Source organism: Pseudomonas helmanticensis (assembly GCF_900182985.1).
Taxonomy (GTDB): domain Bacteria; phylum Pseudomonadota; class Gammaproteobacteria; order Pseudomonadales; family Pseudomonadaceae; genus Aquipseudomonas; species Aquipseudomonas helmanticensis.
On the sequence record NZ_FXUY01000001.1, the window covers coordinates 312,711 to 335,681 of the forward strand.

At 60.6% G+C, this 22,971-nt stretch carries 24 protein-coding genes; 10 read left to right on the forward strand and 14 right to left on the reverse strand.

Features of this window, described 5'->3' with window-relative positions:
- Positions 1-61: 61 nt before the first annotated feature.
- The 7 genes from astA to QOL84_RS01635 form a co-directional block, all read right to left on the reverse strand.
- Complete coding sequence (gene astA, locus QOL84_RS01605; protein ID WP_129394624.1) at positions 62-1,096, reverse strand: arginine N-succinyltransferase; 1,035 nt, start codon at positions 1,094-1,096, stop codon at positions 62-64.
- Between the two features lie 61 nt (positions 1,097-1,157).
- Positions 1,158-2,174, reverse strand: coding sequence for an arginine N-succinyltransferase (locus QOL84_RS01610; protein WP_283435910.1), 1,017 nt, complete (start codon positions 2,172-2,174; stop codon positions 1,158-1,160).
- A 117-nt stretch (positions 2,175-2,291) separates the two neighbouring features.
- Positions 2,292-3,641 carry an APC family permease gene (locus tag QOL84_RS01615; RefSeq protein WP_283435911.1) on the reverse strand — a complete coding sequence of 450 codons (1,350 nt, stop codon included), beginning with the start codon at positions 3,639-3,641 and terminating at the stop codon, positions 2,292-2,294.
- 86 nt (positions 3,642-3,727) lie between these two features.
- Positions 3,728-4,480, reverse strand: a complete 753-nt coding sequence (locus QOL84_RS01620; protein ID WP_283435912.1) for an N-formylglutamate amidohydrolase — start codon at positions 4,478-4,480, stop codon at positions 3,728-3,730.
- Positions 4,464-5,795, reverse strand: coding sequence for a type I glutamate--ammonia ligase (locus QOL84_RS01625; RefSeq protein WP_283435913.1), 1,332 nt, complete (start codon positions 5,793-5,795; stop codon positions 4,464-4,466). The genes QOL84_RS01620 and QOL84_RS01625 overlap by 17 nt, the downstream gene beginning before the upstream one ends.
- A complete protein-coding gene (locus tag QOL84_RS01630; RefSeq protein ID WP_283435914.1) occupies positions 5,792-6,436 on the reverse strand; it encodes a cysteine hydrolase family protein in 645 nt (214 codons plus the stop codon). The genes QOL84_RS01625 and QOL84_RS01630 overlap by 4 nt, the downstream gene beginning before the upstream one ends.
- Before the next feature lie 2 nt (positions 6,437-6,438).
- Positions 6,439-7,293 carry a MurR/RpiR family transcriptional regulator gene (locus QOL84_RS01635; protein ID WP_129394618.1) on the reverse strand — a complete coding sequence of 285 codons (855 nt, stop codon included), beginning with the start codon at positions 7,291-7,293 and terminating at the stop codon, positions 6,439-6,441.
- 335 nt (positions 7,294-7,628) lie between these two features.
- On the opposite strand from QOL84_RS01635, the gene QOL84_RS01640 reads away from it, so the two are divergent.
- Both QOL84_RS01640 and cobF read left to right on the forward strand, forming a co-directional pair.
- Positions 7,629-8,198 (forward strand): histidine phosphatase family protein, encoded by a 570-nt coding sequence (locus QOL84_RS01640; protein WP_283435915.1) that lies wholly within the window; start codon positions 7,629-7,631, stop codon positions 8,196-8,198.
- The gene (gene cobF, locus QOL84_RS01645; RefSeq protein WP_283435916.1) at positions 8,198-8,953 is read left to right on the forward strand and encodes a precorrin-6A synthase (deacetylating); all 756 of its coding nucleotides are present in this window, start codon (positions 8,198-8,200) and stop codon (positions 8,951-8,953) included. Before QOL84_RS01640 ends, cobF begins: the two co-directional genes overlap by 1 nt.
- Before the next feature lie 85 nt (positions 8,954-9,038).
- On the opposite strand, the gene ftrA is transcribed toward cobF, so the two are convergent.
- On the reverse strand, positions 9,039-10,013 hold the full coding sequence (gene ftrA / locus QOL84_RS01650) for a transcriptional regulator FtrA (RefSeq protein ID WP_283435917.1): 975 nt from the start codon (positions 10,011-10,013) through the stop codon (positions 9,039-9,041).
- A 102-nt stretch (positions 10,014-10,115) separates the two neighbouring features.
- On the opposite strand from ftrA, the gene QOL84_RS01655 reads away from it, so the two are divergent.
- From QOL84_RS01655 to QOL84_RS01665, 3 genes are all read left to right on the forward strand, one after another.
- On the forward strand, positions 10,116-10,544 hold the full coding sequence (locus tag QOL84_RS01655) for a rhodanese-like domain-containing protein (RefSeq protein ID WP_283435918.1): 429 nt from the start codon (positions 10,116-10,118) through the stop codon (positions 10,542-10,544).
- A 291-nt stretch (positions 10,545-10,835) separates the two neighbouring features.
- Positions 10,836-11,615 carry an ABC transporter substrate-binding protein gene (locus QOL84_RS01660; RefSeq protein ID WP_129394613.1) on the forward strand — a complete coding sequence of 260 codons (780 nt, stop codon included), beginning with the start codon at positions 10,836-10,838 and terminating at the stop codon, positions 11,613-11,615.
- Positions 11,616-11,814: 199 nt separating this feature from the next.
- The gene (locus QOL84_RS01665) at positions 11,815-12,927 is read left to right on the forward strand and encodes a succinylglutamate desuccinylase/aspartoacylase family protein (protein WP_283435919.1); all 1,113 of its coding nucleotides are present in this window, start codon (positions 11,815-11,817) and stop codon (positions 12,925-12,927) included.
- Here QOL84_RS01665 and QOL84_RS01670 read toward each other — a convergent pair whose 3' ends face one another.
- Positions 12,928-13,098, reverse strand: a complete 171-nt coding sequence (locus QOL84_RS01670; protein ID WP_283435920.1) for a hypothetical protein — start codon at positions 13,096-13,098, stop codon at positions 12,928-12,930.
- A 39-nt stretch (positions 13,099-13,137) separates the two neighbouring features.
- Here QOL84_RS01670 and QOL84_RS01675 point away from each other — a divergent pair, with 39 nt between their 5' ends.
- On the forward strand, positions 13,138-13,467 hold the full coding sequence (locus QOL84_RS01675; RefSeq protein WP_129394611.1) for a hypothetical protein: 330 nt from the start codon (positions 13,138-13,140) through the stop codon (positions 13,465-13,467).
- Positions 13,468-13,525: 58 nt separating this feature from the next.
- On the opposite strand, the gene QOL84_RS01680 is transcribed toward QOL84_RS01675, so the two are convergent.
- Positions 13,526-13,939, reverse strand: a complete 414-nt coding sequence (locus QOL84_RS01680; RefSeq protein ID WP_283435921.1) for a VOC family protein — start codon at positions 13,937-13,939, stop codon at positions 13,526-13,528.
- A gap of 242 nt (positions 13,940-14,181) precedes the next feature.
- On the opposite strand from QOL84_RS01680, the gene QOL84_RS01685 reads away from it, so the two are divergent.
- Positions 14,182-15,993, forward strand: a complete 1,812-nt coding sequence (locus QOL84_RS01685; RefSeq protein ID WP_283435922.1) for an ABC transporter ATP-binding protein — start codon at positions 14,182-14,184, stop codon at positions 15,991-15,993.
- Here QOL84_RS01685 and QOL84_RS01690 read toward each other — a convergent pair.
- The 3 genes from QOL84_RS01690 to QOL84_RS01700 all read right to left on the reverse strand — a co-directional run bounded on the left by QOL84_RS01690 (position 15,990) and on the right by QOL84_RS01700 (position 19,380).
- Positions 15,990-16,934, reverse strand: coding sequence for an alpha/beta hydrolase (locus tag QOL84_RS01690; protein WP_283435923.1), 945 nt, complete (start codon positions 16,932-16,934; stop codon positions 15,990-15,992). The two genes, QOL84_RS01685 and QOL84_RS01690, sit on opposite strands and share 4 nt — an antisense overlap.
- A gap of 112 nt (positions 16,935-17,046) precedes the next feature.
- Entirely contained in the window at positions 17,047-18,045 is a 999-nt protein-coding gene (locus tag QOL84_RS01695) for an NAD(P)H-quinone oxidoreductase (protein ID WP_283435924.1), read from the reverse strand.
- 57 nt (positions 18,046-18,102) lie between these two features.
- Positions 18,103-19,380: a YbfB/YjiJ family MFS transporter gene (locus QOL84_RS01700; RefSeq protein ID WP_283435925.1), complete on the reverse strand. Its 1,278-nt coding sequence runs from the start codon at positions 19,378-19,380 to the stop codon at positions 18,103-18,105.
- A gap of 111 nt (positions 19,381-19,491) precedes the next feature.
- Here QOL84_RS01700 and QOL84_RS01705 point away from each other — a divergent pair, with 111 nt between their 5' ends.
- Complete coding sequence (locus tag QOL84_RS01705) at positions 19,492-20,367, forward strand: LysR family transcriptional regulator (RefSeq protein WP_129394605.1); 876 nt, start codon at positions 19,492-19,494, stop codon at positions 20,365-20,367.
- A gap of 182 nt (positions 20,368-20,549) precedes the next feature.
- Entirely contained in the window at positions 20,550-21,014 is a 465-nt protein-coding gene (locus QOL84_RS01710) for a hypothetical protein (protein ID WP_283435926.1), read from the forward strand.
- A gap of 52 nt (positions 21,015-21,066) precedes the next feature.
- On the opposite strand, the gene QOL84_RS01715 is transcribed toward QOL84_RS01710, so the two are convergent.
- Positions 21,067-21,789 carry a pirin family protein gene (locus QOL84_RS01715; RefSeq protein WP_129394604.1) on the reverse strand — a complete coding sequence of 241 codons (723 nt, stop codon included), beginning with the start codon at positions 21,787-21,789 and terminating at the stop codon, positions 21,067-21,069.
- Between the two features lie 219 nt (positions 21,790-22,008).
- Between QOL84_RS01715 and QOL84_RS01720 the strand changes: the two genes are divergently transcribed.
- Complete coding sequence (locus tag QOL84_RS01720; protein ID WP_129394603.1) at positions 22,009-22,959, forward strand: GlxA family transcriptional regulator; 951 nt, start codon at positions 22,009-22,011, stop codon at positions 22,957-22,959.
- The last annotated feature ends 12 nt before the right edge of the window (positions 22,960-22,971 follow it).

Consider the following 22,971-nt stretch of genomic DNA (forward strand, 5'->3'; position numbering starts at 1 on the left):
CGAAATTTAGCTGTATCAAGAAGACACAGCCTGGCTGCACAGGTTGAGGCGGGGCGGTCACTCAGGCCGCCACCGCCTGTCGCTGTTGATTGGGCAGCATCACCGCGCGCACCGAATTGCCCGGCTGCAATTGCAGGCGTTGGGCAGTAGCACGGTCGATTGCCAGGCTGCTGCCGACGCGACGGGCGCGGGCGACGGTGATGCGGCAGTTTTCCAGGCGACGGTTGTGAATCAGCCACAGCGGCGCCTGTTCATCCGGGGTGCCGAGGCTCAGGGTCAGTTCGAGGCTGTCGCGCACGGTGCGGATACTGCGCAGCGGCGCTTCAATGACTGGTCCGCCGTCAAAAATGTCGATGTAGCCCTTGTGGGCAAAGCCTTCGGCCTGAAGAATCTTCAGCGCCGGTTCGGTATTCGGATGCGTCTGACCGATGGCCGCCTGGGCCTGTTCGGTGAGCAGGCAGGTATACAGCGGCTGACGCGGCATCAACTCGGCGATGAACGACTTGTTGCCCAGGCCTGAGAGATGATCGGCATGGCTGAAATCCATCTGGAAGAAATGCCGGCCGAGGCTGTCCCAGAATGGCGAGCAACCTTTTTCATCGGCACTGCCGCGCAGTTCAGCGATCATCTTCTCGCCAAACAGCTGCGGGAACTCGGCAGCGAACAGCAAACGCCCGAGCGACAACAGGCGGCCGTTGCTGCCGGTGCGTTGATCGTGGCGCAGGAACAGCGAACAGAGTTCGGATTGCCCGGTCAGTTCGTTGTTGAGGAACAGCGTAGGGATCTGCCGTTGAATGCCCAGATCCGGCGCCGAACTCACCGTCAGTCCGACCCGATAGTTGTACCAGGGCTCGCGCAAGCCAACCGCGCCGGCCAACGCACTGACACCGACCACGTGTGTGTCATCGTCTTCGAGGACGAACAGATAATCGGCGTCAGCACGCTCCACTTGCTCGGCGAATGCACGTTGCGCCCAGCGCACGCGATGGGCCAGGCGATCTTCGTTGGCCGGCAGGGTGGTGAACCCCGGGCCGGCTTGTTGGACCAGCGTCATCAATGCTGGCAGGTCGCTGACGTTGACCGGGCGGACAATCATGCTGTAACTCCTTTTGCGCGCCTGTTCGGGCACTGTCGTTGGCGGCGGAACCGGGCGCGGTTCAAAGGGCAATCAGCCGGATCTGGCTGCCATCGGTCACGTTCAACGCCGCACACATTGCAGGCGTGAGGGACAGCGGTTGATCGGGTTGGTAATCCAGTTCGGCAACGATGGCCCGGTAGCCACGCCACGCGTCGTTGCTCAGCAGGTAGCGGCCACGCGCATCGATCTCCGGCAATTGCTGCACCGGAGCAGTCTGGCTACGCACAATCGAGCGGATATTCGCGGTGCGCGCGTACAGGGTCGGGCCAGCATCGAACAGATCGATGTAGCTGTTGGTTTCAAAGCCTTCGCGCTCAAGGATATCGAACGCCTCTTGCCCGTCCGGGTGAATGCGCCCGATGCATTCCTGTGCGGCCAGCGGCAGCATCGGCACGTAAATCGGGTATTGCGGCATCAGTTCGGCGAGGAATGAGCGGCTCTGCAAGCCGCATAGACGCTCGGCTTCAACGTACGGCAGATCGAAGAAGTGCTTGCCCAGCGCATCCCAGAACGGCGAATGCCCTTCTTCATCGCTGTAGCCGACGATTTCGGTAATCACCGCTTCGGCGAAACGTGGCGCGTGGGCGGCAATGAACAGCAGCCGCGCCCGCGAGAGCAGTTCCGAGAACGGCGTGCGCACCAGCGCCTTGTCGATGTGAAAGCCGCGCAGCAACGTGTGGTCGTTGAGGTCATGGCACAGCGATAACGCCGGTACACCGTGCTCGATGTTCAGCTCGCGCGAGGCGCTGGTGAAGTGACGATTGCGCAGGCTGTAGAACGGTTCTTTATAGCCTGCGGTCGCAAGAATTTCCGAGCAACCGACTAGCCGTTGCGCAATGCAATCTTCCAGCACGAAAAAATAGTTTTCCGGCCCCTGCGTCTGCGCCTCGCTGTCGAATGAGGCGCAGGACGCGGCGATTTTGTCGCACAGGCGCTCGCTGTCATCCGGCAGCGAGGTCACACCGACCATGCTGTCGCGGGCCAGTTGTTGCAATTGCGGCAGGTCGGTTGGCTCGACTGGGCGTAAGACCAGCATGGATGCACTCCTGTATCAAAGGGTTCGGCGAATTCACGAACCTGACTATCACTGTCGGTTTCCACGCGTTAAATCGGCGGTCGCCTGATTTGTTGTCAGACGCCGCTCTTTTTCTTGTCAGCCATTGCTCGGGTCAGGCAACGCGGTACTGGCGCCGAGCTTGTTGAGAAAGAACAGGTACACCAGGCCCAGAACGATCCAGATCAGGCCGAGTTTCTGCGCATCGACGCCCATGTTGTACATGATGGCCGCCACGATGATGAAGCCTATGACCGGGCAGATCAGGTGACGCACAACCTGACCGGACTTTTGCCGACGCCAGTAGTAGTTGATCACGGTCAGGTGCAGCAGCATGAAACCGCTGAGTGCGCCGAAGTTGACCAGCGACGTCAGGGTGTCGACCGAGTTGATGAACAGGTAGCAGATGATCAGTGACAGCACCGCCACCAGATAAATGCTCAGATACGGCGTGTTGTGTTTCGGGTGAACCTTAGCCAGCACTTTTGGCAGTTTGCCGTCGCGGGCCATGCCGAACAGCAGGCGCGAAACTGCGGCTTGTGAAGTGATCGCCACGGCGACACCCCAGGCCAGGGCGGTGGCGACAGCGGTCAGCGTGGCCAGCCAGCTACCAGCAGCGATTTCGGCAATTTCATAGAACGCGGTATCGGCGGATTTGAAGCCCATGCCCGCTGCCAGATCGGTGGCAATCCAGGTTTGTACGACGAAAATCACACCCATCACCACCAGGGTGATCAATGCGGCTTTGCCGACGCTGCGACCCGGGTCGCCTTTGATTTCTTCGGCGAGGGTAGAAATGGCATCGAAACCGAGGAACGACAGCACCGCAATCGATACCGCTTGCATCAGCAGGGCGAAGTTGAAGGTTTCCGGGTGATACAGCGGCGCGAGTGTCAGCTCGCCATTACCGCCACCGTTATGGAGGGCGTTCCATGCATAGAACAGGAAGATCCCCAGTACCACCAGTTGCGCCAGCAGGAAGATGATGTTCATCCGCGCAGTGAAAGTGATGCCGCGCAGGTTGACGAAGGTGGCGCTGACAAGGAACGCGAGAATGAAACCGACCTTCGGAATGTCCGGATACAGATGGTTGAGAGCCATGGCGGCGTACACGTAAAGCAACGGCGGAATCAGCAGGTAATCGAGCAGCATCAGCCAACCGGCGATGAAACCGACGTGTGGATTCAGGCCGCGTTGTGCGTAGGAATACACCGAGCCGGCAATCGGAAAGGCGCGGGCCATGCTGCCGTAGCTCAATGCGGTAAACAGCATTGCCACCATGCCAATGATGTACGCCAGCGGCACCATCCCCGGTGCCTCGGCATTGACGTAGCCATACACACCGAACGGGGCGATGGGGATCATGAAGATCATCCCGTAGACCACCAGGTCGGTGAGCGTCAGGCTACGTTTCAACTCCTGCTTGTAGCCGAATTCTTCAATTTCCATGAAGCGCAACTCCTTGTCAGCCAATCGTTGTTTTAGTTGTTATGTCGGTCCATCGTTTACAGCGTCAGCAGTCGATAAAGCAGTGATTACAGCAATGGCGCGAGGTATCCGGCCCAGCGCGAAACCGCTTGCGGGCTGCGCAGCAAATCGTTGCGCACCTCGACCAGCACCGAGTCCAGGCCCCGGGCATCGCCATGCACCGGCACGGTCATGTCGCCCAGCGGGTCGATCTTGTACGGCTGATTGCCGGCCACTTGCAACGGGTGTTCGCCGAGACCGTCGAGCAACCTTTGCGCGTACGCCTTCGCCTGACCGAACAGCACGCCAACCTCCAGTGTTCGCGGCTGGCCGTAATACACTGGAGTGAAACTGTGAATCCCCACCACCCGTACCGCCTGACCCTTGGCCAGGCGTTCGTCGATCAATGTCTGCAAGCGCGCATGGAACGGCTTGAACAGTGTCTGGCGGCGGTACTCGCGAGTGGCTTCGTCCAGCTCGCGGTTGCCCGGTATCTGATAGATCTCGCTCTGTGCCGGAATGCTGTCGGGCGCATGCCGTGGGCGATTCAGGTCGATCAGCAGCCGCGAATAGTTGGCGCTCAACAACGTTGCGCCAAGTTTTTCCGACAACTGTTCGGCCAGTTGCAGCGCGCCGATGTCCCAGGCGATGTGTTCACCGGCAGCGGCATCGTCCAGACCCAGATTGTCGAGGGCCTCGGGGATGTAGCGGCTGGCGTGTTCGCACACGAGGATCAACGGATTTGTCGAGTCCTCGCGGCTCAGGTTGTAGACCGGTCGGGTGTACAACCCAAGCTCGGCGGATTCAGTACAGGCGTGCATAGTGCTCACACAGGTCAGCGGGCGAGAGCTGTTCCGTCAGCGCCAGTTCCTCGGTTTTAAGGGCGTGATAGGTGTCGAGCAACGGCTTGGGCAGCCATTCGTTGAAGGCGCCACTGTCGCGCAGGCAATCCAGTGCCTGGGCCAGCGAGGCGGGCAGGGCGACGATGCCCCGGGCCTTGCGTTGCTCGTCGTTGAGTGAATCGGGAACTTCATCGGTGATCGCGTTCAGCGCCAGGCGCTGTTCGATGCCCAGACGCCCGGCGATCAACAGCGCGGCCATGGCCAGATGCGGCGAGGCCGTGGCATCCATGGCGCGGAATTCCAGGTTGAACTGCGTCGCCACGGATTTGCCGCCGAGGGTCACCGTCGGGCAGATGCGCAGCGCCGCTTCACGGTTCTGTTGACCCAGGCACGCGTAAGACGCGCTCCAGTGGTGCGGCTGCAAGCGCTCGTACGACACTGGCGTCGGCGCAGTGAACGCGCACAGCGCCGGCAAATAATGGAGAATCCCGGCTGCCCAATGCTGGCCGAGGCTCGACAGGCCATTACTCGTGCCAGCGTCGTAAAGCATCGGCTGGCCGGCCAGATCGAGCAGGCTGACGTGCAGGTGCACGCCGTTGCACACAGCATCGGCGGCGGTCTTCGGCGCGAAGCTGAGGTCGAGGCCCATCTGCCGGGCGATCTCGCGGGTGATTTCGCGCACGTTGACCGCGCGGTCGGCTGCGGCGACACCGAGCGTCGGCCGACAGGTTATTTCGTATTGGTGCTTGCCGTATTCGGGGAGGAACATTTCCGGCTCGACACCGCCGGCGCGCAACGCACTGAGCAACCAGCCGCCGAATTCTGCGCCTTGGCGCTGGGCCTCCAGCGAAAACGCCAGATGCTCGGCGAAACCGGCGTGCAGGTTGAATTCGTGTTCGAACGCCGCGTTGACCTGCAAGCCCAGTTCGTCGCGATAACGTTCGATTTCATCGCGCAGCAAGGTGCGTGGGCAGGCGCCCCACGGACGGCCATCGGTTTCACGAATATCGCCGTGGATGAAGTCCAGCGCCGGCGCGTCGGCATCCGGGCCGTTGGGCACGGTGACGCGGCTGGCCAGATCCGGAATCAGGCGCAGATCGCCGTAGGCGCCCCACGGATTGCTCGAGGCAATGATGTCTTGCGGGGTCAACGCGCTGTTGGCCGGCACCCAGCCACAACCGGCCGCCTGATAATGCTCAAGTTCATCGGTGGGAAACGAACGGCCGCGAGTGATACCGATCAGGTCGGTGGTGACGATGGTGGTCATCGGCAGCGGCATCAGGCGCGAAGTCATGCCTGCATCTCCCGCAAGCGGCCGAGCACGGTAGCGGTGTCGGTGATCCAGCAATAACCCTTGATCGCGTTGAGGCAGGCCTGATGACGTTCGGCGCTGTAGGTGGCGCAGGCGTCTTCGACCAGAGTCACCAGATAACCACGGTCGGCAGCGTCGCGCACGGCCATGTCGACGCATTGGTCGGTGACGATACCGGCGATGATCAGATGACGGGTTTCGAGGTTACGCAGCACGTAATCGATAGTGGTCGAGTTGAATACGCCAGACGAAGTTTTCGGCAGGACGATTTCGTTTTCGCCCGGGGTCAGTTCGGCGATCACTTGTGCCTGCGGACTGCCCTTGGGCAGGTGCATGTCGGACAGCTTATGGTCGAGCGAGCGATCGCGACCATCGGCGGTGAGGCTTTCGATCAGGGTATGCAGGACATTTTGCCCGGCCTCGCGAAAAGCACTGAGCAGCCGTTGCTGGTTGGGCACCACCTGCGTGCGCGCGCGGTTGAGGAAATACTCGGCGTCCGGGCCACTGAGGTGCGGATCGAACTGCGGTTCGAGCCAGGCGCGCTGCATGTCCACCAACAGCAACGCGGTGTGGTCGGTGACAAACGGCAAGTCCCGCGGCGAGCGGTGGGGAAGGCTGAACATCCTTATTTGTCCTCCAGCAGATGAGTGGCGAAGTCGTTGCGCAGGGCATCGATGCCCTCAAGACGATCGGCCAGATCCGGGCTGCGCAGGGTCAGGCAGGCAATCAGCGCCTCGACCTGAGCCAGCGCCGGGACCATGGTGTCGAACGGCGAGGCCGATTCGACCGGAGCGCTGATGATCAGGTCGGCCATTTCGCGCAACGGCGAGGCATAGATGTCGGTGAAAAGGACCACGCGGGCATTGTTGTTTTTCGCCGCCGTGGCGACACGCAGTGCCTGGGTCTGATAACGACGGTAATCGAATACGAGGACGACGTCCTGACGTTGCAGGTCGAACAGGCGGTCGGGCAGCAGCGCGTTGTCTTCCAGAGCAAAACAGCCGGGGCGCAGCAGGCGCAAGTGATTGAGTAGGTAAGTCGCCATCAGGCTGCTGAAACGGCCACCGAAGCAGTACACCTGATGCCGGGCATCGAGCAACCAGTCGGTGAGGATTCGCACGTCTTCGGGCTGGGTCAGTGATTGCGTGTCGACCAGCAGGCGATGGCTGTCAGCGAGGTAATGGGCCCAAGCGTCGTCCTTGTTTTGCTGCGCGCGTGGCTGCAATAGTGTGCGCGGCGAACGCAAGCGGTGGTCCATGTCGCTGAGCAGGGCTTCCTGGAATTCGGCATAACCGCCGAAACCGAGTTTTTTCACCAGGCGCACAATCGTCGGATCGCTGACGCCGGCATGTTCAGCCAGGCGCGCCATCGGTCCAAGACCATTGCGCGGATACTGATCGAGCAAAGCGCGAACGACTTTGCGCTCCGACGGCGTGAGTTCCAGGCCGGGATCGGTGATCAGGTCTCTAAGAGGGGGCATCCGGGCTCCTGCTGGATGGGGGGGGGGTGTCGAATTCGCTTCATAATCCGTTAAAACAGTATTTATGTAACTGACGCTACATGTCTAGTGAATTTTTCGTCGTGTTTAAAAGGCGCCAAAATGGCGCAGGACGCCCGTGTCATAAGGGCTACACGGAAGTCGACAAGCCTTGTAGTCCATTGCCCATAGCTGTGTCAGATATCACCGCTTTTCTAACATTCACCGTTGGCGCAGCAATGCATCGATACACCCGGCAACCCTCGGTTTACGGCACAATTGCCTGCAACCCGGCGCGACGCCGTTGCTGTTCATGACCTTCGGCAGAGTGATTCATCGTGCAGACCACCCGCTTGACACTGATTTGCCACGCGCGAACCGTCGCACAGAAATTGGCGCGTTTTCCTACGAATGAGCCTGTTGAAAATAGTGCTTTGGCGCCTGACAGCTTGGCGGCTCGCTTCGCTGCGGCTCGACGTTTGATCTGCGGCCCCGAATTGCGCACCCGGCAGACGGCGGCCTGGTTCGGCGCGGATGCTCAGGTTGACGAGGCATTGCGTGATTGCGACTGGGGGGATTGGCACGGGCGTTCGATCAAGGACTTGCAAACGACGCAAGCGCAGGCTTTGCAGGCATGGCTGACAGATCCGCACGCAGCGCCCCACGGCGGCGAATCAGTCACGGACCTGGCCACGCGAGTCGCGGCATGGCTGCAAGGTTTGCAGGCGACGCCGGGGCATGTGCTGGCGATCACTCACCCGTACGTCGTGCGGGCCGCGCTGATGCAGGTGGTGCAAGGCGCGGCGTTCAATGCAATCGACGTTGAACCGCTGTCTGTCATCGAGTTGCGCTTCAACGGGATCTGGCGGCTACGCTTGCCGGGCATCGACATCGAGGGAGCACACTGATGAAACAACTGCTGGTGATCGGCATCGGTGCCGGTAATCCGGACTACATCACGATGCAGGCGGTCAAGGCGCTGAACCGCGTCGATGTGTTCTTTCTGCTGGATAAGGGCCACAGCAAGGACAAACTGCTCGATCTGCGCCGCGAGATCTGCGAACGCTACATCCCCGATCCCGCCTACCGTTTCGCCGAAGCCGCGAGCCCGGAGCGTGAGCGCGGTGATGTCGACTACGGCGCCAGCGTTGATGAACTGAACCGCGCCAAGCAAGCGACCTTCGAGCGGCTGATCAATGACGAATTGTCTGACGGCCAGTGCGGCGGTTTTCTGGTGTGGGGCGACCCGGCGTTGTACGACAGCACTGTGCGTATTCTTCAGGCGATTCTGGATTCGGGTCGTTGTCATTTCGAATTTGAGGTCATCCCCGGCATCACCAGCGTTCAGGCGCTGACGGCGCGGCATAAAGTGCCGTTGAACAGTATTGGCCGCTCCGTCGAGATCACCACGGGCCGGCGTCTGGCGGCGGGGCAGGTGAGTGATGCCGACAGCGTGGTGGTGATGCTCGATGCCGAGGATTCCTACCACCACGTGGCCGACCCGCAAACTGCGATTTACTGGGGCGCGTACCTGGGCACGGCGGATGAGATTTTGATCAGCGGCAAGCTTGGCGATGTCGCCGATGAGATCGAGCGGGTGCGCAAGGCTGCCCGGGCCGAGCATGGCTGGATCATGGACACCTATCTGTTACGCAAGCCCTAGATTTTCGCTGCCCTCATCGCAGCAAGGCGTTCATAAAAAAACCTGTGGGAGCGGGCTTGCCAGTGATGAGGCCCTGGAGAAAACCTCAAGACCTGGCAATGGTCCCACGCCCGAACCGCTCCCGATACACCGACGGCGGCACGCCCACCACGCCACGAAACGCCACGCGAAAACTCTCCACCGAGCGATAGCCGCAACGCTGCGCAATCTGTTCGGTGTTGTCCGCCGTGCTCTCCAGCAACTCCCGCGCCCGCGCCAGTCGCTCATGCTGCAACCACGCCTTGGGCGACTGCCCGCTGGCTTCCCTGAAACGCCGCAAGAACGTTCGCTCGCTCATCGCCGCTTCGCTGGCCAGTTCGCGCACCTCCAGCGGTTCATGCAGGCGTTCGCGCGCCCATTGCATGACCCGTGACAGATCGTTGCGCGGCGTCGGGCTGACCGGCGTCGGAATGAATTGCGCCTGACCGCCGGTGCGCTGCGGCGACATCACCAGTCGCCGCGCCACCGTGTTGGCAACCTGAGTGCCGAAGTCTCGGGCCACCAAGTGCAGGCAGGCATCGATCCCGGCAGCACTACCCGCCGAGGTGATCAACTGTCCCGCGTCGACGTACAGCACATCGGCGTCGACGGCAATCATCGGGAAGCGTTGCGCCAGTTCTGCCGCGTAGCGCCAATGCGTGGTTGCAGCATGGCCGTCGAGCAGACCGCTGGCGGCCAGCACAAACACCCCGGAACAGATCGACAACAGCCGCGCACCCCGGGCGTGAGCCTGGCGCAGGGCGTCAAGCAACGCTGGCGGCACCTCGGCGTTACGGTCGCGCCAACCGGGAATGATGATGGTGCGTGCCTCGGCGAGCAGTTCCAGACCGCCATCGGCCAATACCTGAATGCCGCCCATGGCGCGCATCGGGCCTTGATCGACCGCAGCAATCGCGTGCTCGTACCACGGGAACTCGAACTCCGGGCGCGCCAGGCCGAAGATTTCCACGGCAATGCCGAACTCGAAGGTGCAGAGGCCGTCGTAGGCCAGAATCGCGACCAATCCTGGTGAAGTGGGCATTTGGCGGAAAATTCCCGATGAGTGTCTTGTGCGCCACTGTAGCGATTCGCGGTGCCTCGATAAAGTCTGTTCATTCCCCTCAAGACGTAGGAGCAACACCCCATGCCGAGCCTGGTTCGCGAAATTCCTGCCGCCCCTTCGGCGATTGCGCTGATGCATTTCAGCAATCGTCTGACCTTCGAAACCGATTGTTCCGACGTGTTCAGCAGCCAGCAGGGCGGCGAGATCGACTTTGTGCTGGTGGACGTACGCGGACCACTGGCGTTTGAACGCGGCCATGTACCCGGCGCGATCAATATTCCCGGACGGTTGCTGACGGCAGAAGGCTTGGCTGGCTACCCAAAGAGCGCTCTATTCGTGGTCTATTGCGCCGGCCCGCACTGCAACGGCGCGAACAAGGCTGCGGTGAAACTGGCGGCGCTGGGTTATCCAGTCAAAGAGATGATCGGCGGCATCACCGGCTGGCTGGATGAAGGCTTCGAACTCAACGTGCCCAAAACTGCAAACACCCCCATCAACTGCGCCTGCTGATCACCTGTAGGAGCTGCCGCAGGCTGCGCTCTTTTGCCGTTGTTTTCAAAAAAGCACCAGATCGCAGCCCCCGCGCAGGGCTTGTCCTACAGCCTTTGCACCACGACGGAGCAGCCCTTGACCCCGGTCAATGGTTGCGCCGAATTTCTGTAAGTATTTGTCGCTTAAACACAATTTACCCTGTGCGCGCCGCCATAGACTGCCGGCCACTTCGGTATTTGCCGCTAAATGGCCATGACCGAACGCTGAATCGAAGCTGCCAATAAAAGCCTCCGCACACAGGAGTTATAAATGAACAAGCTAGTGATGTTCGGTGCCCTGGCACTGTCGATGTTGTCCCTGACCGCTGTGGCCGAAGACGCCAAGCCGATCCGCATCGGTATCGAAGCCGGTTACCCGCCATTCTCGATGAAAACCCCTGACGGCAAGCTGACCGGTTTCGACGTCGATATCGGCGATGCGCTGTGTGAGCAGATGAAAGTCAAATGTACCTGGGTCGAGCAGGAATTCGACGGCCTGATCCCAGCGCTGAAAGTGAAGAAAATCGACGCGATCCTGTCCTCGATGACCATCACCGACGATCGCAAAAAGAACGTTGATTTCACCATCAAGTACTACCACACCCCGGCGCGCTTCGTAATGAAGGCAGGCTCGGGCGTGAAAGACCCGTTGACCGAGCTCAAAGGCAAGAAAGTCGGCGTGCTGCGTGCCAGTACCCACGACCGTTATGCCACCGAGGTGCTGGTTCCGGCCGGGATCGAACTGGTGCGTTACGGCTCGCAACAGGAAGCCAACCTGGACATGGTCTCCGGGCGTATCGACGCGATGCTGGCCGACTCGGTCAACCTCAGCGACGGTTTCCTGAAAACCGACGCCGGCAAAGGTTTTGAATTCGTCGGCCCGACCTACGAAGACGCCAAATACTTCGGCGGCGGCGCCGGCATCGCGGTGCGCAAGGGCGATACCGCGCTGGCCGAGCAATTCAACCAGGCCATCACCGAGATCCGCGCGAACGGCAAGTACAAGCAAGTGCAGGACAAATACTTCGACTTTGACGTCTACGGCCATTAATACGCCGTAATAAAAGTGGCCCTGTGTACGCGGTGGCCACTTTTTTTACGCCCATGATTTATCCTGCCGACACACATCCCAATGTAGGAGCTGCCGCAGGCTGCGATCTTTTGATCTTGTTTTTGGTATCAAGATCAAAAGATCGTCCGAACGCGGCCCGAACCTGCACCAGCTCCTACAGAAATAGCGGAGTTCTCTCATGCAACGTATCGACCATGTTCTACCCTGGAGCCACTTGGGCAGCGAGCGCTCTCTCAGCGTCTTCCGCTATGGCGCTGGTGACCGCAAGGTGTACATCCAGGCCAGCCTGCACGCTGATGAGCTGCCGGGCATGCGCACCGCATGGGAGCTCAAGCAACGCCTCAACGACCTCGAACAGCAGGGCCGCCTGCATGGCGTGATCGAGCTGGTGCCGGTGGCCAATCCGATCGGGATGGACCAGCACCTGCAAGGCAATCACATGGGCCGCTTCGAAATGGGCAGCGGCAAGAACTTCAACCGCGCGTTCGTCGAACTCAGTGCGCCGGTAGCCGCCATGATCGGTGCGCAGCTGGGGGCCGATGCCGAGACCAACATCGCCCTGATCCGTCAGGCCATGGCCCAGGTGTTCGAACAACTGCCGGCGCCGGCCTCGCAACTGGAAGCACTGCATCGACTGCTGCTGCGCCATGCCTGCGACGCCGATATCACCCTCGATCTGCATTGTGATTTCGACGCGGCGATTCATCTTTATGCGCTGCCGCAACACTGGCCGCAGTGGCAATCTCTGGCGGCGCGTTTGCAGGCTGGCGTGGCGCTGCTGTGCGAGGATTCCGGCGGTAGCTCGTTCGATGAATCCTGTTCGACGCCCTGGCTGCGTCTGGCGCGGGCCTTTCCCGCTGCGGCGATTCCGCCGGCGAACCTCGCCACGACGCTGGAACTGGGGAGCATGGGCGACACCCGCGTCGATCAGGCTCAGGCCAATTGCGAGGCGATTCTCGGTTTTCTCGCCGAGCAGGGTTTCATCAGCGGTGAATGGCCGGCGGCACCGAGCGAATGCTGCGAAGGCATGCCGTTCGAAGGCACCGAATACCTGTTCGCGCCGCACCATGGCGTGGTGAGTTTTCTGCGCCACGCCGGCGAATGGGTAGAAAAGGGCGATGCCTTGTTTGAAGTGGTTGATCCGTTGCAGGATCGCCTGAGCACTGTGCACGCCGGCACCAGTGGCGTGTTGTTCGCGATTGATCGCGGGCGCTACACCGAACCCGGGATCTGGCAGGCGAAAGTGGCGGGACGCGTGCCATTTCGCACGGGCAAGCTGACGAACGACTGATCAGCGCCGAGGCTTTTTTAGCGGCAGCAGTACCGTACGCACCGAGTGTTCGACGACTTCACGCAGAACAATCCGGGCAATGCGGTAAACACTGCGCCGCTGTTTCGCCTGCCATGCCGGCAGATCTTTGTAAAAAGCGGCAAATTGCTGGCCCCCAACCCGCGTTTTCATCGGCAAAATCGCCTTTTTTCAAAAGGTTAGGTTGGCTATATGCGGACGATTGTCATAACCGTTGCAACGCTTTCCCTGGCTGTTCTTGCCTCGGGAGTTCAGGCGAAAGAGTTAAGCAAGAGTCACCGGTTTGCCTGCACCTGGGGTTCCGATATGGCCGCCGGTGCACAGCAATCGAAACTGTCGGGCATTTCCCTGTATGGCGCGCGCAAGCAATTGCAGGTGCGCAAATTCCAGCAGCCGTGGATGCGCATGACCGCAATGGGCATCACTGAGCAAACCTACAACAGCACCTCGAAGCTCAAGCCTGCGGCGGTCAAGCAGACGTACTACGAGCAATGCGTCAGGCACGAACTGGCGCAGCGTTGAAATGCCCAAGCCCAACCCGTAACGGTTGGGCTTTTTTTCGCCCGAGGAAATCTCAAGGCTATTTTTCACTCTCGCAATTGACCATCCACGACACGCCGAAACGATCCACCAGCATGCCGAAACGCGCGGCCCAGAACGTCGCTTCCAGCGGCATGTCGACGCGGCCGGCCTTCGCCAATGCATTGAACAGCCGTTCGGCCTCGGCAATGCTGTCGACGTTCAGCGAGATCGAGCAGCCGCTCATGCCTTGGGTCGGCCGGTCGGGCGTGGTGTCCGAGGCCATGATCATTTGATCGCCGACTTTCAGGCAGGTGTGAATGACCAGGTGGTGATGCTCTTTCGGCACATGCTCGGCGGCGGGGGTTTCGCCGAAGGTCATCATCGCCTCGAGTTTTCCCTGCAAGGCTTGCTCATAAAAAGTGAAAGCCTCGCGGCAGTCACCGTTGAAGATCAGGTACGGGCTGATTCTCATGTCTCTGCTCCTGGCAGTCAGGCGCGGAGCGTGGCGGGTGTTCGCCGGGTTCCGCGTTCGGCGGTTAAAACATAGCAGAGCGTTGGACGTCGCAAGGGCTGGAGTTCTCCAGACGTTTTACTTCTAAAAAGCTTCGTGCCTACTACTGAACAGGCCTTCTTGAATGAATGCGCCGTGTGAAATTCACTCACGGCGCTGGAGTACCATGAGCCACCGCCATCACCTGCTGAGTCCCGTGCCCCATGCCTGATCTATCGCGTATCACGTCCTTGTTCGATCAGGCGCAGCGAGCCATGCGGCTGGTCTGGGGGACATCGCGCGGCTTGTTTCTGGGGCTGGTGCTGGCGACATTGGTGGCCGGGCTTTTGCCGGCACTGGCGGCTTGGCTGGGGCAACGGATTGTCGATGCCGTGGTGGCAGCGATGCAGTTGCACGCACAAAACGGCAGTGCACCGCTGTGGCCAGTGTTGCGTTATGTGTTGCTGGAAGCCGGGGTGTTGGCGCTGTTGTCGGGCACCCAACGGGCACTCTCGGTGCAGCAGTCGCTGTTGCGGGTGCAACTGGGGCAGAAGGTCAATACGCTGATTTTGCAGAAAGCACAGACCCTCTCGCTGGTGCAGTTCGAGAACTCCGAGTTCTACGACAAGCTGGTGCGTGTGCGTCGCGAGGCGTCGACCCGGCCATTGGCGCTGGTCATGAAGTCGTTGGGCCTGGTTCAGAATCTGATCATGCTGATCAGCTTTGGCGTGTTGCTGGTGCACTTTTCCCCTTGGGCGCTGGTGCTGCTGGTCGTGGGAGCGTTGCCGGTGTTCTTTGCCGAGGCGCATTTTTCCGGTGACGCCTTTCGCTTGTTCACCCGCCGTGCGCCGGAGAGTCGCCAGCAGAGCTACATCGAAACCTTGCTGTCCCACGAAACCTATATCAAAGAGGTCAAGCTGTTCGGCTTCGCCCCGCTGTTGCTGCAACGTTACCGCGACACGTTCGCCAGGCTGTATGCCGAAGACCGGCGCCTGACGTTGCGCCGCGATGGCTGGGGTTTCGGCCACGGCCTGCTCGGTACTGCCGCGTTTTACCTGGCCTATGCCTGGGTGGTGATCGATGCCGTGCATGGCCAGATCAGCCTCGGCCAGATGACCATGTATCTGGTGCTGTTCAAGCAAGGTCAAAGTGCGGTGAGCAGCAGCCTGAGTGCGATCAGCGGTCTCTACGAAGATGGCCTCTACCTGACCAGTCTTTATGAATACCTCGCCGAACCGGTGCAGGCGGATACCGGCCACCTGACGGTTGGCGCCTGCCCGGGCGATGGTTTGCGTTTCGAGAACGTCGGATTCCGCTATCCGGGGGCCAGTCGACCGGCCCTGGAAAACATTGACCTGCAACTGTTGCCAGGCAAGAGCATTGCGTTGGTCGGGGAGAACGGTTCCGGCAAGACCACGCTGATCAAGTTGCTGACCCGGCTCTACCGTCCTGATCAAGGGCGCATTCTGCTCGACGGCAGCGATTTGCAGGATTGGCAGGAAACCGCGTTACGTCGGCGCATTGGCGTGATTTTTCAGGATTACATCCGCTATCAGTTCAGCGTCGGAGAAAACATCGGCGTCGGCGATACCCTGGCGTTCAACGACCCGCAACGCTGGCAGGAAGCCGCTGCCCAAGGCATGGCCGCACCCTTCATCGAAGGTCTCGACAAGGGTTATGCCACGCAGTTGGGGCGCTGGTTTGCCGGTGGCCAGGAATTGTCCGGTGGGCAGTGGCAGAAGATTGCCTTGTCGCGCGCGTACATGCGCCGTGATGCCGACATTCTGATCCTCGATGAGCCGACTTCGGCCCTCGACCCGGCGGCCGAGGCGGCGGTGTTCGAGCATTTCAGCCAGCATACTGAAGGGCGCATGACGCTGCTGATCTCCCACCGGTTTTCCAGCGTGCGCAACGCCGACCACATCATCGTGCTGCAACAGGGGCGGATTCTCGAGCAGGGTGCTCACGAGCAACTGATCGCCGCTGGCGGGCATTACGCGCAACTGTTCGACTTGCAGGCGCGCGGTTACCGCTAGGTGTCGCGCCCGCTGCGCACGGTCGCCGGCCCGGCCACCCTTGGGGCGGGTTTGCTCTGCATCAGGCTGTCGAGTGCCTTGCGGTAGTTTTGCCCGCCGAGCGCCATGCTGTTGTTGTGCGTGGCGCCCGGCACCAGCAACAGGCGTTTGGGCTGTTGGGCGGCGTTGAACAGTTGCTCGCTGAAACGCGGCGGCACGAACGCATCGGCCAAACCATGCACCACCAGCAGCGGCATATGGATGTCGGCGATCTTGTCGATCGAATCGAATTTCTGCGACAGCAGCCAGCGCACTGGCAGCGAAGTATTGGCCACGGCAGCGGCGACGTCGGCGAGCGAGGTGAAGGTCGATTCGATCACCAGCCCGCGCACCGGTAACGGCGTGTGCTCGCGAGCCGCGTCCTGGCCGAGTTCAGCGGCGAGATCGATGGCGACGGCGCCACCAAGTGAATGCCCATAGATCAGGCGCTTGTCCGGATCCGGTTGCAGCAGCTTGAAACGTTCCCACGCTACCCGTGCGTCTTCATAAACACTGCCTTCCGACGGCAGATCGCCGTGACTCTGGCCGAAGCCGCGATAGTCGATGGCCAAAACCGAATAACCCGCTGCGCGCAGTTGTTCGATGCGGAACAACTGCCCGGTGAGATTCCAGCGCACGCCATGCAGATAGAGGATGGCCGGGGCATTGGCTTTCTCGGCCGGCCACCACCAGGCGTGGATGTTTTGCCCGGCCTTGAAGCTTTTCGGTTGCAGATCGAGTTCCTGCACGCTGCTCGGCAAGCCGTGGTACCAGCCAGCCGTTCCCGGTTCGATGCGAAACAGCAATTTGCGTTCGGTGTGTTCGAGTACGGCACAACTCGTCGGCACGCCGATGATCAGCGCGGTCATGCAGGCGAACGCCAGACGGCGGCGTCGCAGGCGAGTCATGAAGGCAAGGAACATTAAACGTTTCACCAAGGCGCAGACAAAGAATGCTTTTTAACAGATGCCTTGCGTTGCGCGCGACATATTCGACCAACGTGCCCGCGCAACGATTACAAAATGCTGCAACGACTCAGTCGACGCGCAGCACGATCTTGCCGATGTGGTCGCCGGCCTCCATGTGCGCATGGGCCAGGGCGGCGTCGGCCAGCGCGTAAACCTTGTCGATGATCGGCAGGCAACGGCCGGCGGCCAGCACCGGCCAGACGTGTTCGCGCAGTTGCTCGGCGATTTCGGCTTTTTCCGCCGCCGTGCGGGCGCGCAGCAGTGATCCAGTGATGACCGCGCGTTTGGCCATCATCGCCAGCAGATCGAACTCATTGGCCTTGGCGCCGCCAAGGAAACCGAGCATCACCACGCGGCCATCCATCGCCAGGGCGCGCACATTATTGTTGAGGTACGAACCGCCCATGATATCGAGCACCACGTTCACCCCTTGGCCGCCAGTTTTCTCGGCGATGACGCCGGCGAAATCCTCTTCACGATAATTGATCGGCTGGCCACCCAGCTCGCGGATTGCTGCACATTTGTCAGGGCTTCCGGCAGTGGCAAAGGCTTCGATGCCGAATTCATTGCAGAGCATCAGCGCGGTGGTGCCGATGCCGCTGGTGCCGCCGTGAATCAGCGCGCGTTGGCCGCGGCTGGCGCCCCCGAGGCCGAACAGGTTGGCCCACACGGTGAAGAAGGTTTCCGGGATGGCAGCGGCCTGAATCCAGTCAATTCCCTCGGGAATCGGCAGGGTCTGGCCGGCCGGGACGTTGCAGTATTCGGCATAACCGCCGCCATTGGTCAGCGCACAGACTCGATCGCCAATGGCGAACTGACTGACGCCTTTGCCAAGCGCGACGACTTCGCCAGCCACTTCCAGGCCAGGAATCGGGTTCATCCCGGGTTTCATCGGGTATTTCCCGGCGCGCTGCAATGCGTCGGGCCGATTGATACCGGCGGCGTGTACGCGGATCAGCACTTCGCCTTCAGCTGCGGCCGGCAACGGCACACGTCTGGCTTGCAGAACTTCGGGGCCGCCGGGTTCGGTGATTTCGATGCGGGTCATTTCGTTGGGCAGGGACATGTTGGTTCCTCCTGATAAGGGTGTGTGTAGATGGGAGTCGTGCATCGCTCGATAAATTCAGGACAATCGCTGTGGGAGCGGGCTTGCTCGCGAAGGCGTCGGGTCAGGCAGTGCAGCGTTGGCGGATAAAGCGCTATCGCGAGCAGGCTCACTCCAGGGGGATGCGTGATTCCATAAAATCATCGCTTGCTCCAGCAGCAGCGCCACCCCAATCGCGCCCGCTGCAATCACGAACAACAGCGCGTGATGGCCGCCCGAGGCATTGAACAGTGCCGAATACGCAAATCCGGCCAACGCCTGAAACGTCGCAAACGATACTGTCGCGCGGCTCCAGGCAGTTTGCTGGCGATGATGCTCCGGCACCAGTTCATGCACCCGGGCCAGCGCCAGCGGCACGATGCCTGGCGGGAATGAGCCGAGAATCACCGCGAGCAACGCCAGCGCAATAAAGGAATGGCACACCGCCAGCAAGCCAAGCGTGATCGCCTGCACCACCAGCACCAGACGAATGCTCCAGAGCGCGCCGAAGCGATCCGCCAGAACGCCATAGCTGACCGGCCCGACAATCGCGCCCAGGCCATACATCACCCACACCAGCGCACCGACATGCGCCCCGGCGCCGAGTCCGCGCGCCACGTAATCGACCAGAAACACCATGGCTGGCACCAGACCGGCGGCCATGAACGCATATTGGGCGAACAACAGATAAACCCCGGGCGGTGTCGGCTGAACCACCGCGCTGTGCTGCGCTGCAACAGGATGCGGCAGATCAACTGGCCAAGCGAACCAGCTCAGCGCCGTCAGTAACAGCGACAACGCGCCGAGCCCCAGCCAGGTGGCAGGCAAACCCAGGCTCAGCAGCGGCGGGACAATCGTCCCGGAACCGGCGATGCCCAGGCCGATGCCGAGAAAGATTGCCCCACTCGCCAGCCCTCGACGAGGCACCGGCACATGCGGCAAAACGGTGGCGGCGACCAATACCATGATCGCGCCGCCGGCGATCCCCGACAGCAACCGCCAGCCGAAGAACCAGCCTACCGAGAGCGGGTAGGCACAGGCGAAAAATGCCGCCGTCACGGCCAGCATCATCAAGCGCAGCGCGGTTTTATTGCCGAGTTGACGCGCCAGCGGTCGACCGAGCAGGGCACCGATCAGATATCCGATCAAATTGGCCGCGCCGAGATAGACCACATCGTTGGCCGCGAACCACTGCGCCTGAATCAGCGCAGGAATCAGCGGTGTGTAAGCAAAGCGCGCCAGGCCGATGCTCACCAGACTGGCGCAGAGCCCGGCGAAGATCGGCAGCCAGATCCTGCTGGATGTTGAGTTACGCATGATTGCGATCCCGTGAATGGTTTATGGCGCCCAGCATATCGGCTATGGTTGCTGCGTTAATGCAGCGATTTGGCATGGTTGTGATGCGTAATTGCATCACTTGGAGGCTGGATGAATTGGGATGATGCACGGGTGTTTCTCGCCGTCTGCCGCGAGTCGACCTTGCGCGGCGCTGCGCGGGTGCTGGGCGTTGATCAGGCAACCGTCGGACGGCGAATCAGTGCGCTGGAAAAATCGCTGGGCGCGACGCTGTTTCTGCGGACTTCCGACGGCTATGCGCTGACGGCGGTCGGCGAAGCGGCGCTGAAAAACGTCGAGAAAATGGAGCATTCAGCGCTTGAGCTGGAGCGGCAGATCCAGGGGCTGGATGATCGTCTGACCGGCACTGTACGGATCAGTACCACCGATTCGCTGGCCATCGACTTTCTGATCCCGGCGATTGCCCACCTGCATGAGCTGCATCCCGATATACGGGTGCAACTGGATGCTTCTACGCAAATCCTCAGCCTGGCCAAGCGCGAAGCCGACATCGCCGTGCGCAATACCCGTCCGGACAATCCCGATCTGATCGCGCGACGCATTGCCCGTTGGCCGGTGGGGTTGTTTGCTTCACAGGCCTACATCGACGCCAAAGGTATCCCGCAGCAGGGCGCCGCGTTCGAAGGCCATGATCTGGTGGTCTATCAGCCGTATCTGCAAAGTCAAAAAGACCTGACCCTGGTATGCGAACCGGTGAGTCGCGGGCGAATCGTTGCCAGCCTCGGCTCCAGCCTGTTGCTGCGGCGCTCGATTGCGGCGGGCATCGGTGTAGGAGAAATGACCGTCTATATGGGCGAACGCGACGGTCTGGTCAGGCTCTGGCCGGAGCGAACCCGCCCGCAACCCTACGAAGTGTGGCTGGTGACCCATGCGGATTTACGCCACACCGCGCGGGTGCGAGCGGTGATCGCGCAGATCGTCGAGGCATTTGCGCAGGAGAATGAATAGCCCGATAGTCTGTTTTGACGGGGCTACATCGGCTGACGAAACGGCCTACACACAGGTCGGAATCAGCCGGCTTGTAGACGTTGGAGATGGGTTCTATTGTTTCAGCAGCCCGGTAAAAGGTTTCAGGCTTGCACCGGGGTGATGGACCACGGAAGGTCTCGGTAGACCCAGGAAGGTGTCGAATGAAAGCCACGGAACTCAGTCGGAATCCAGTCAGTGATTTATCGAGCAAAGGTCGGAATACTCAAGCCATGAACGCTATCAGCCGCGAAGAATTCAATGCCAGGATCGAGACCATTGAGGCACGGATGGATGCTCGGGTTGAGGGTGTGTCGGCGAAAATAGATGCCTATATTTCGGTGCAGACCGAGCGTGATAAACGCTACGACCTGATCTCGCTGGATATGCAAAGAATCGCCAAAGGCGCAGAGGAAGCCGCCAGGCAAGGTGCCACTGTCAAAGCTAACGTCTGGGCTGCAACGGCTGTTCAGTTACTTGGTTTGGTCGCCATCGTCGTTGGTGCCTATTACGCGAATCAGGCGAACATGTATGTAGCGATACAAACGAAGCTCGCTGCGGTTCAGGCGGGGAAGGACATCCGTGTACCGAAGCAGTTGCTACTGCCATCGCTTACACCGCCCCAATAGAAAGCGGCCTTCAAGGAAGGCCGCTTTTTTATCGCCGTTGGAAAGCACCACTTCATGGCATCTGCGGCAACTCCTGCGGCCGCAAGTCGAACACCAGCACCTCGGCGTCCACGCCATTGCTCAAGGTCAGTGCCTGCTCTTCACGAACCCGCACGCCATCGCCTTCCTGCAATTGCACGCCATTGAGTTCAACACTGCCACGCGCCACATGCACGTAGGCATAACGGTCGGCCGCCAGTTTCAGCGTGGCGCTTTCCTTACCGTCGAACAGGCCGGCAAACACCCGTGCATCCTGACGTACTTTCAGCGAGCCATCGGAGCCGTCCGGCGAAATGATCAACTGCAGGCGACCACGTTTTTTCTGCGCGCTGAAGTGCTCCTGTTGATAGCGCGGTTTGGCGCCACTGACTTCCGGCACGATCCAGATTTGCAGGAAGTGCACCGGCTTGCTCGCTGAATGGTTGAACTCACTGTGCGCGACGCCGCTGCCGGCGCTCATCAGTTGCACATCGCCGGGGCGGATCACCGAGCCGGTGCCGAGGGTGTCCTTGTGTTCCAGCGCACCCTCAAGCACGTAGGAAAAAATCTCCATGTCGCGATGCGGGTGCTGGCCGAAGCCTTTGCCGGCGGCAACACGGTCATCGTTGATCACCAGCAGGTCGGAGAAACCCTGTTCACGCGGGTCGCGGTAGCTGGCGAAGGAAAACGTGTGGAACGACTTCAACCAGCCATGATTGGCGAGGCCACGATCGGAGGCTTTGCGAAGGGTCAGCATGATGAAATCTCCTTGCGGGACGTGAATTCGTCCGAGTGAGGAGAAGGTTACTGGTTACCGCTCTGCGCAATAAGTAGATGGAAATTGAAATACTGTCCTGATCTGGTTGACAGTATTGTGGCGCCGGTCACGCTTTCTTTTGCAACGGCAACCGACTCTCTGGCCATAATGCGCGGTCTGTTTCCTGCGCAACTTTCTTTGATTTCGTGAAGTCCTCCCATGAAAACCGTGGCAATGGTGCTGTTTCCCGACTTTCTCCTGCTCGACATGGCCGGGCCGCTGGAAGTGTTTTCGGTTGCCAACCGCTTTCTGAAAGCTGAATCGCACTATCAACTGATTACCCTCGGTACCGAGCGCGGGGCACTGCGAGCATCCAACGGCGTATCGGTGCTGCCCGACCGGCACATCGAAGAGGCTTCTGATCGCTATGACCTGTTGCTGGTGCCCGGCGGGCCAGGTGCCTACAACGAAAAATTCCCGGCACTGTTCGCCTGGCTACAAAGCGCGGTGTCACGTGCCGGACAATACGGTTCGATTTGTACCGGTGCCTTTGTGCTGGGCAATGCCGGGCTGCTCGACGGTTATCGGGTCACCACTCACTGGAATTACACCGAGCGGCTGATCAAGGGATTCCCCAAAGCCACTGTTGCGACGGACCAGATCTATGTCGAAGACCGCAACCTGATCACTTCGGGCGGGGTGACTGCCGGCATCGATCTGGCGTTGGCGGTGGTCGCTCGGGATCACGGCAAGAAACTCGCTCAGGATGTGGCGAAAGTCCTGCTGGTGGTGATGAAGCGTCAAGGTGGGCAGGCGCAGTTCAGCCCGTTGATGGCAGCCGTGGCCCCACAGGAGACGCCGATCACCCGCGCGCAGAATTACATCCTCGAACATCTCGACGAGGCGTTCACCATAGAACGCATGGCCGGGTTGGCAAACATGAGCGCGCGGCATTTTGCGCGGGTGTTCACCCGCGACATCAACATGACGCCGATGGAGTTTCTGCAAAGCGCGCGCATCGATTTTGCGCGAAGCCTGCTGGAAACCAGCGACCTGCCGCTGAAAACCGTGGCCTATAAAAGTGGTTTCGGCAGCGTGCGGCACATGCGCTCGGTGTTCGCGCAAAGGCTCGGCCTGACCCCTGCGCAGTACCGCGAACAGTTCAGCTAGAGCGGTTCTGTC

Bases quoted from the DNA above. Each gene is read 5' to 3' on its own strand.
- astA (WP_129394624.1), bottom strand. From the start codon at position 1,096: ATGATTGTCCGCCCGGTCAACGTCAGCGACCTGCCAGCATTGATGACG.
- QOL84_RS01610 (WP_283435910.1), bottom strand. From the start codon at position 2,174: ATGCTGGTCTTACGCCCAGTCGAGCCAACCGACCTGCCGCAATTGCAA.
- QOL84_RS01615 (WP_283435911.1), bottom strand. From the start codon at position 3,641: ATGGAAATTGAAGAATTCGGCTACAAGCAGGAGTTGAAACGTAGCCTG.
- QOL84_RS01620 (WP_283435912.1), bottom strand. From the start codon at position 4,480: ATGCACGCCTGTACTGAATCCGCCGAGCTTGGGTTGTACACCCGACCG.
- QOL84_RS01625 (WP_283435913.1), bottom strand. From the start codon at position 5,795: ATGACTTCGCGCCTGATGCCGCTGCCGATGACCACCATCGTCACCACC.
- QOL84_RS01630 (WP_283435914.1), bottom strand. From the start codon at position 6,436: ATGTTCAGCCTTCCCCACCGCTCGCCGCGGGACTTGCCGTTTGTCACC.
- QOL84_RS01635 (WP_129394618.1), bottom strand. From the start codon at position 7,293: ATGCCCCCTCTTAGAGACCTGATCACCGATCCCGGCCTGGAACTCACG.
- cobF (WP_283435916.1), top strand. From the start codon at position 8,198: ATGAAACAACTGCTGGTGATCGGCATCGGTGCCGGTAATCCGGACTAC.
- ftrA (WP_283435917.1), bottom strand. From the start codon at position 10,013: ATGCCCACTTCACCAGGATTGGTCGCGATTCTGGCCTACGACGGCCTC.
- QOL84_RS01655 (WP_283435918.1), top strand. From the start codon at position 10,116: ATGCCGAGCCTGGTTCGCGAAATTCCTGCCGCCCCTTCGGCGATTGCG.
- QOL84_RS01660 (WP_129394613.1), top strand. From the start codon at position 10,836: ATGAACAAGCTAGTGATGTTCGGTGCCCTGGCACTGTCGATGTTGTCC.
- QOL84_RS01665 (WP_283435919.1), top strand. From the start codon at position 11,815: ATGCAACGTATCGACCATGTTCTACCCTGGAGCCACTTGGGCAGCGAG.
- QOL84_RS01670 (WP_283435920.1), bottom strand. From the start codon at position 13,098: ATGAAAACGCGGGTTGGGGGCCAGCAATTTGCCGCTTTTTACAAAGAT.
- QOL84_RS01675 (WP_129394611.1), top strand. From the start codon at position 13,138: ATGCGGACGATTGTCATAACCGTTGCAACGCTTTCCCTGGCTGTTCTT.
- QOL84_RS01680 (WP_283435921.1), bottom strand. From the start codon at position 13,939: ATGAGAATCAGCCCGTACCTGATCTTCAACGGTGACTGCCGCGAGGCT.
- QOL84_RS01685 (WP_283435922.1), top strand. From the start codon at position 14,182: ATGCCTGATCTATCGCGTATCACGTCCTTGTTCGATCAGGCGCAGCGA.
- QOL84_RS01690 (WP_283435923.1), bottom strand. From the start codon at position 16,934: ATGTTCCTTGCCTTCATGACTCGCCTGCGACGCCGCCGTCTGGCGTTC.
- QOL84_RS01695 (WP_283435924.1), bottom strand. From the start codon at position 18,045: ATGTCCCTGCCCAACGAAATGACCCGCATCGAAATCACCGAACCCGGC.
- QOL84_RS01700 (WP_283435925.1), bottom strand. From the start codon at position 19,380: ATGCGTAACTCAACATCCAGCAGGATCTGGCTGCCGATCTTCGCCGGG.
- QOL84_RS01705 (WP_129394605.1), top strand. From the start codon at position 19,492: ATGAATTGGGATGATGCACGGGTGTTTCTCGCCGTCTGCCGCGAGTCG.
- QOL84_RS01710 (WP_283435926.1), top strand. From the start codon at position 20,550: ATGAAAGCCACGGAACTCAGTCGGAATCCAGTCAGTGATTTATCGAGC.
- QOL84_RS01715 (WP_129394604.1), bottom strand. From the start codon at position 21,789: ATGCTGACCCTTCGCAAAGCCTCCGATCGTGGCCTCGCCAATCATGGC.
- QOL84_RS01720 (WP_129394603.1), top strand. From the start codon at position 22,009: ATGAAAACCGTGGCAATGGTGCTGTTTCCCGACTTTCTCCTGCTCGAC.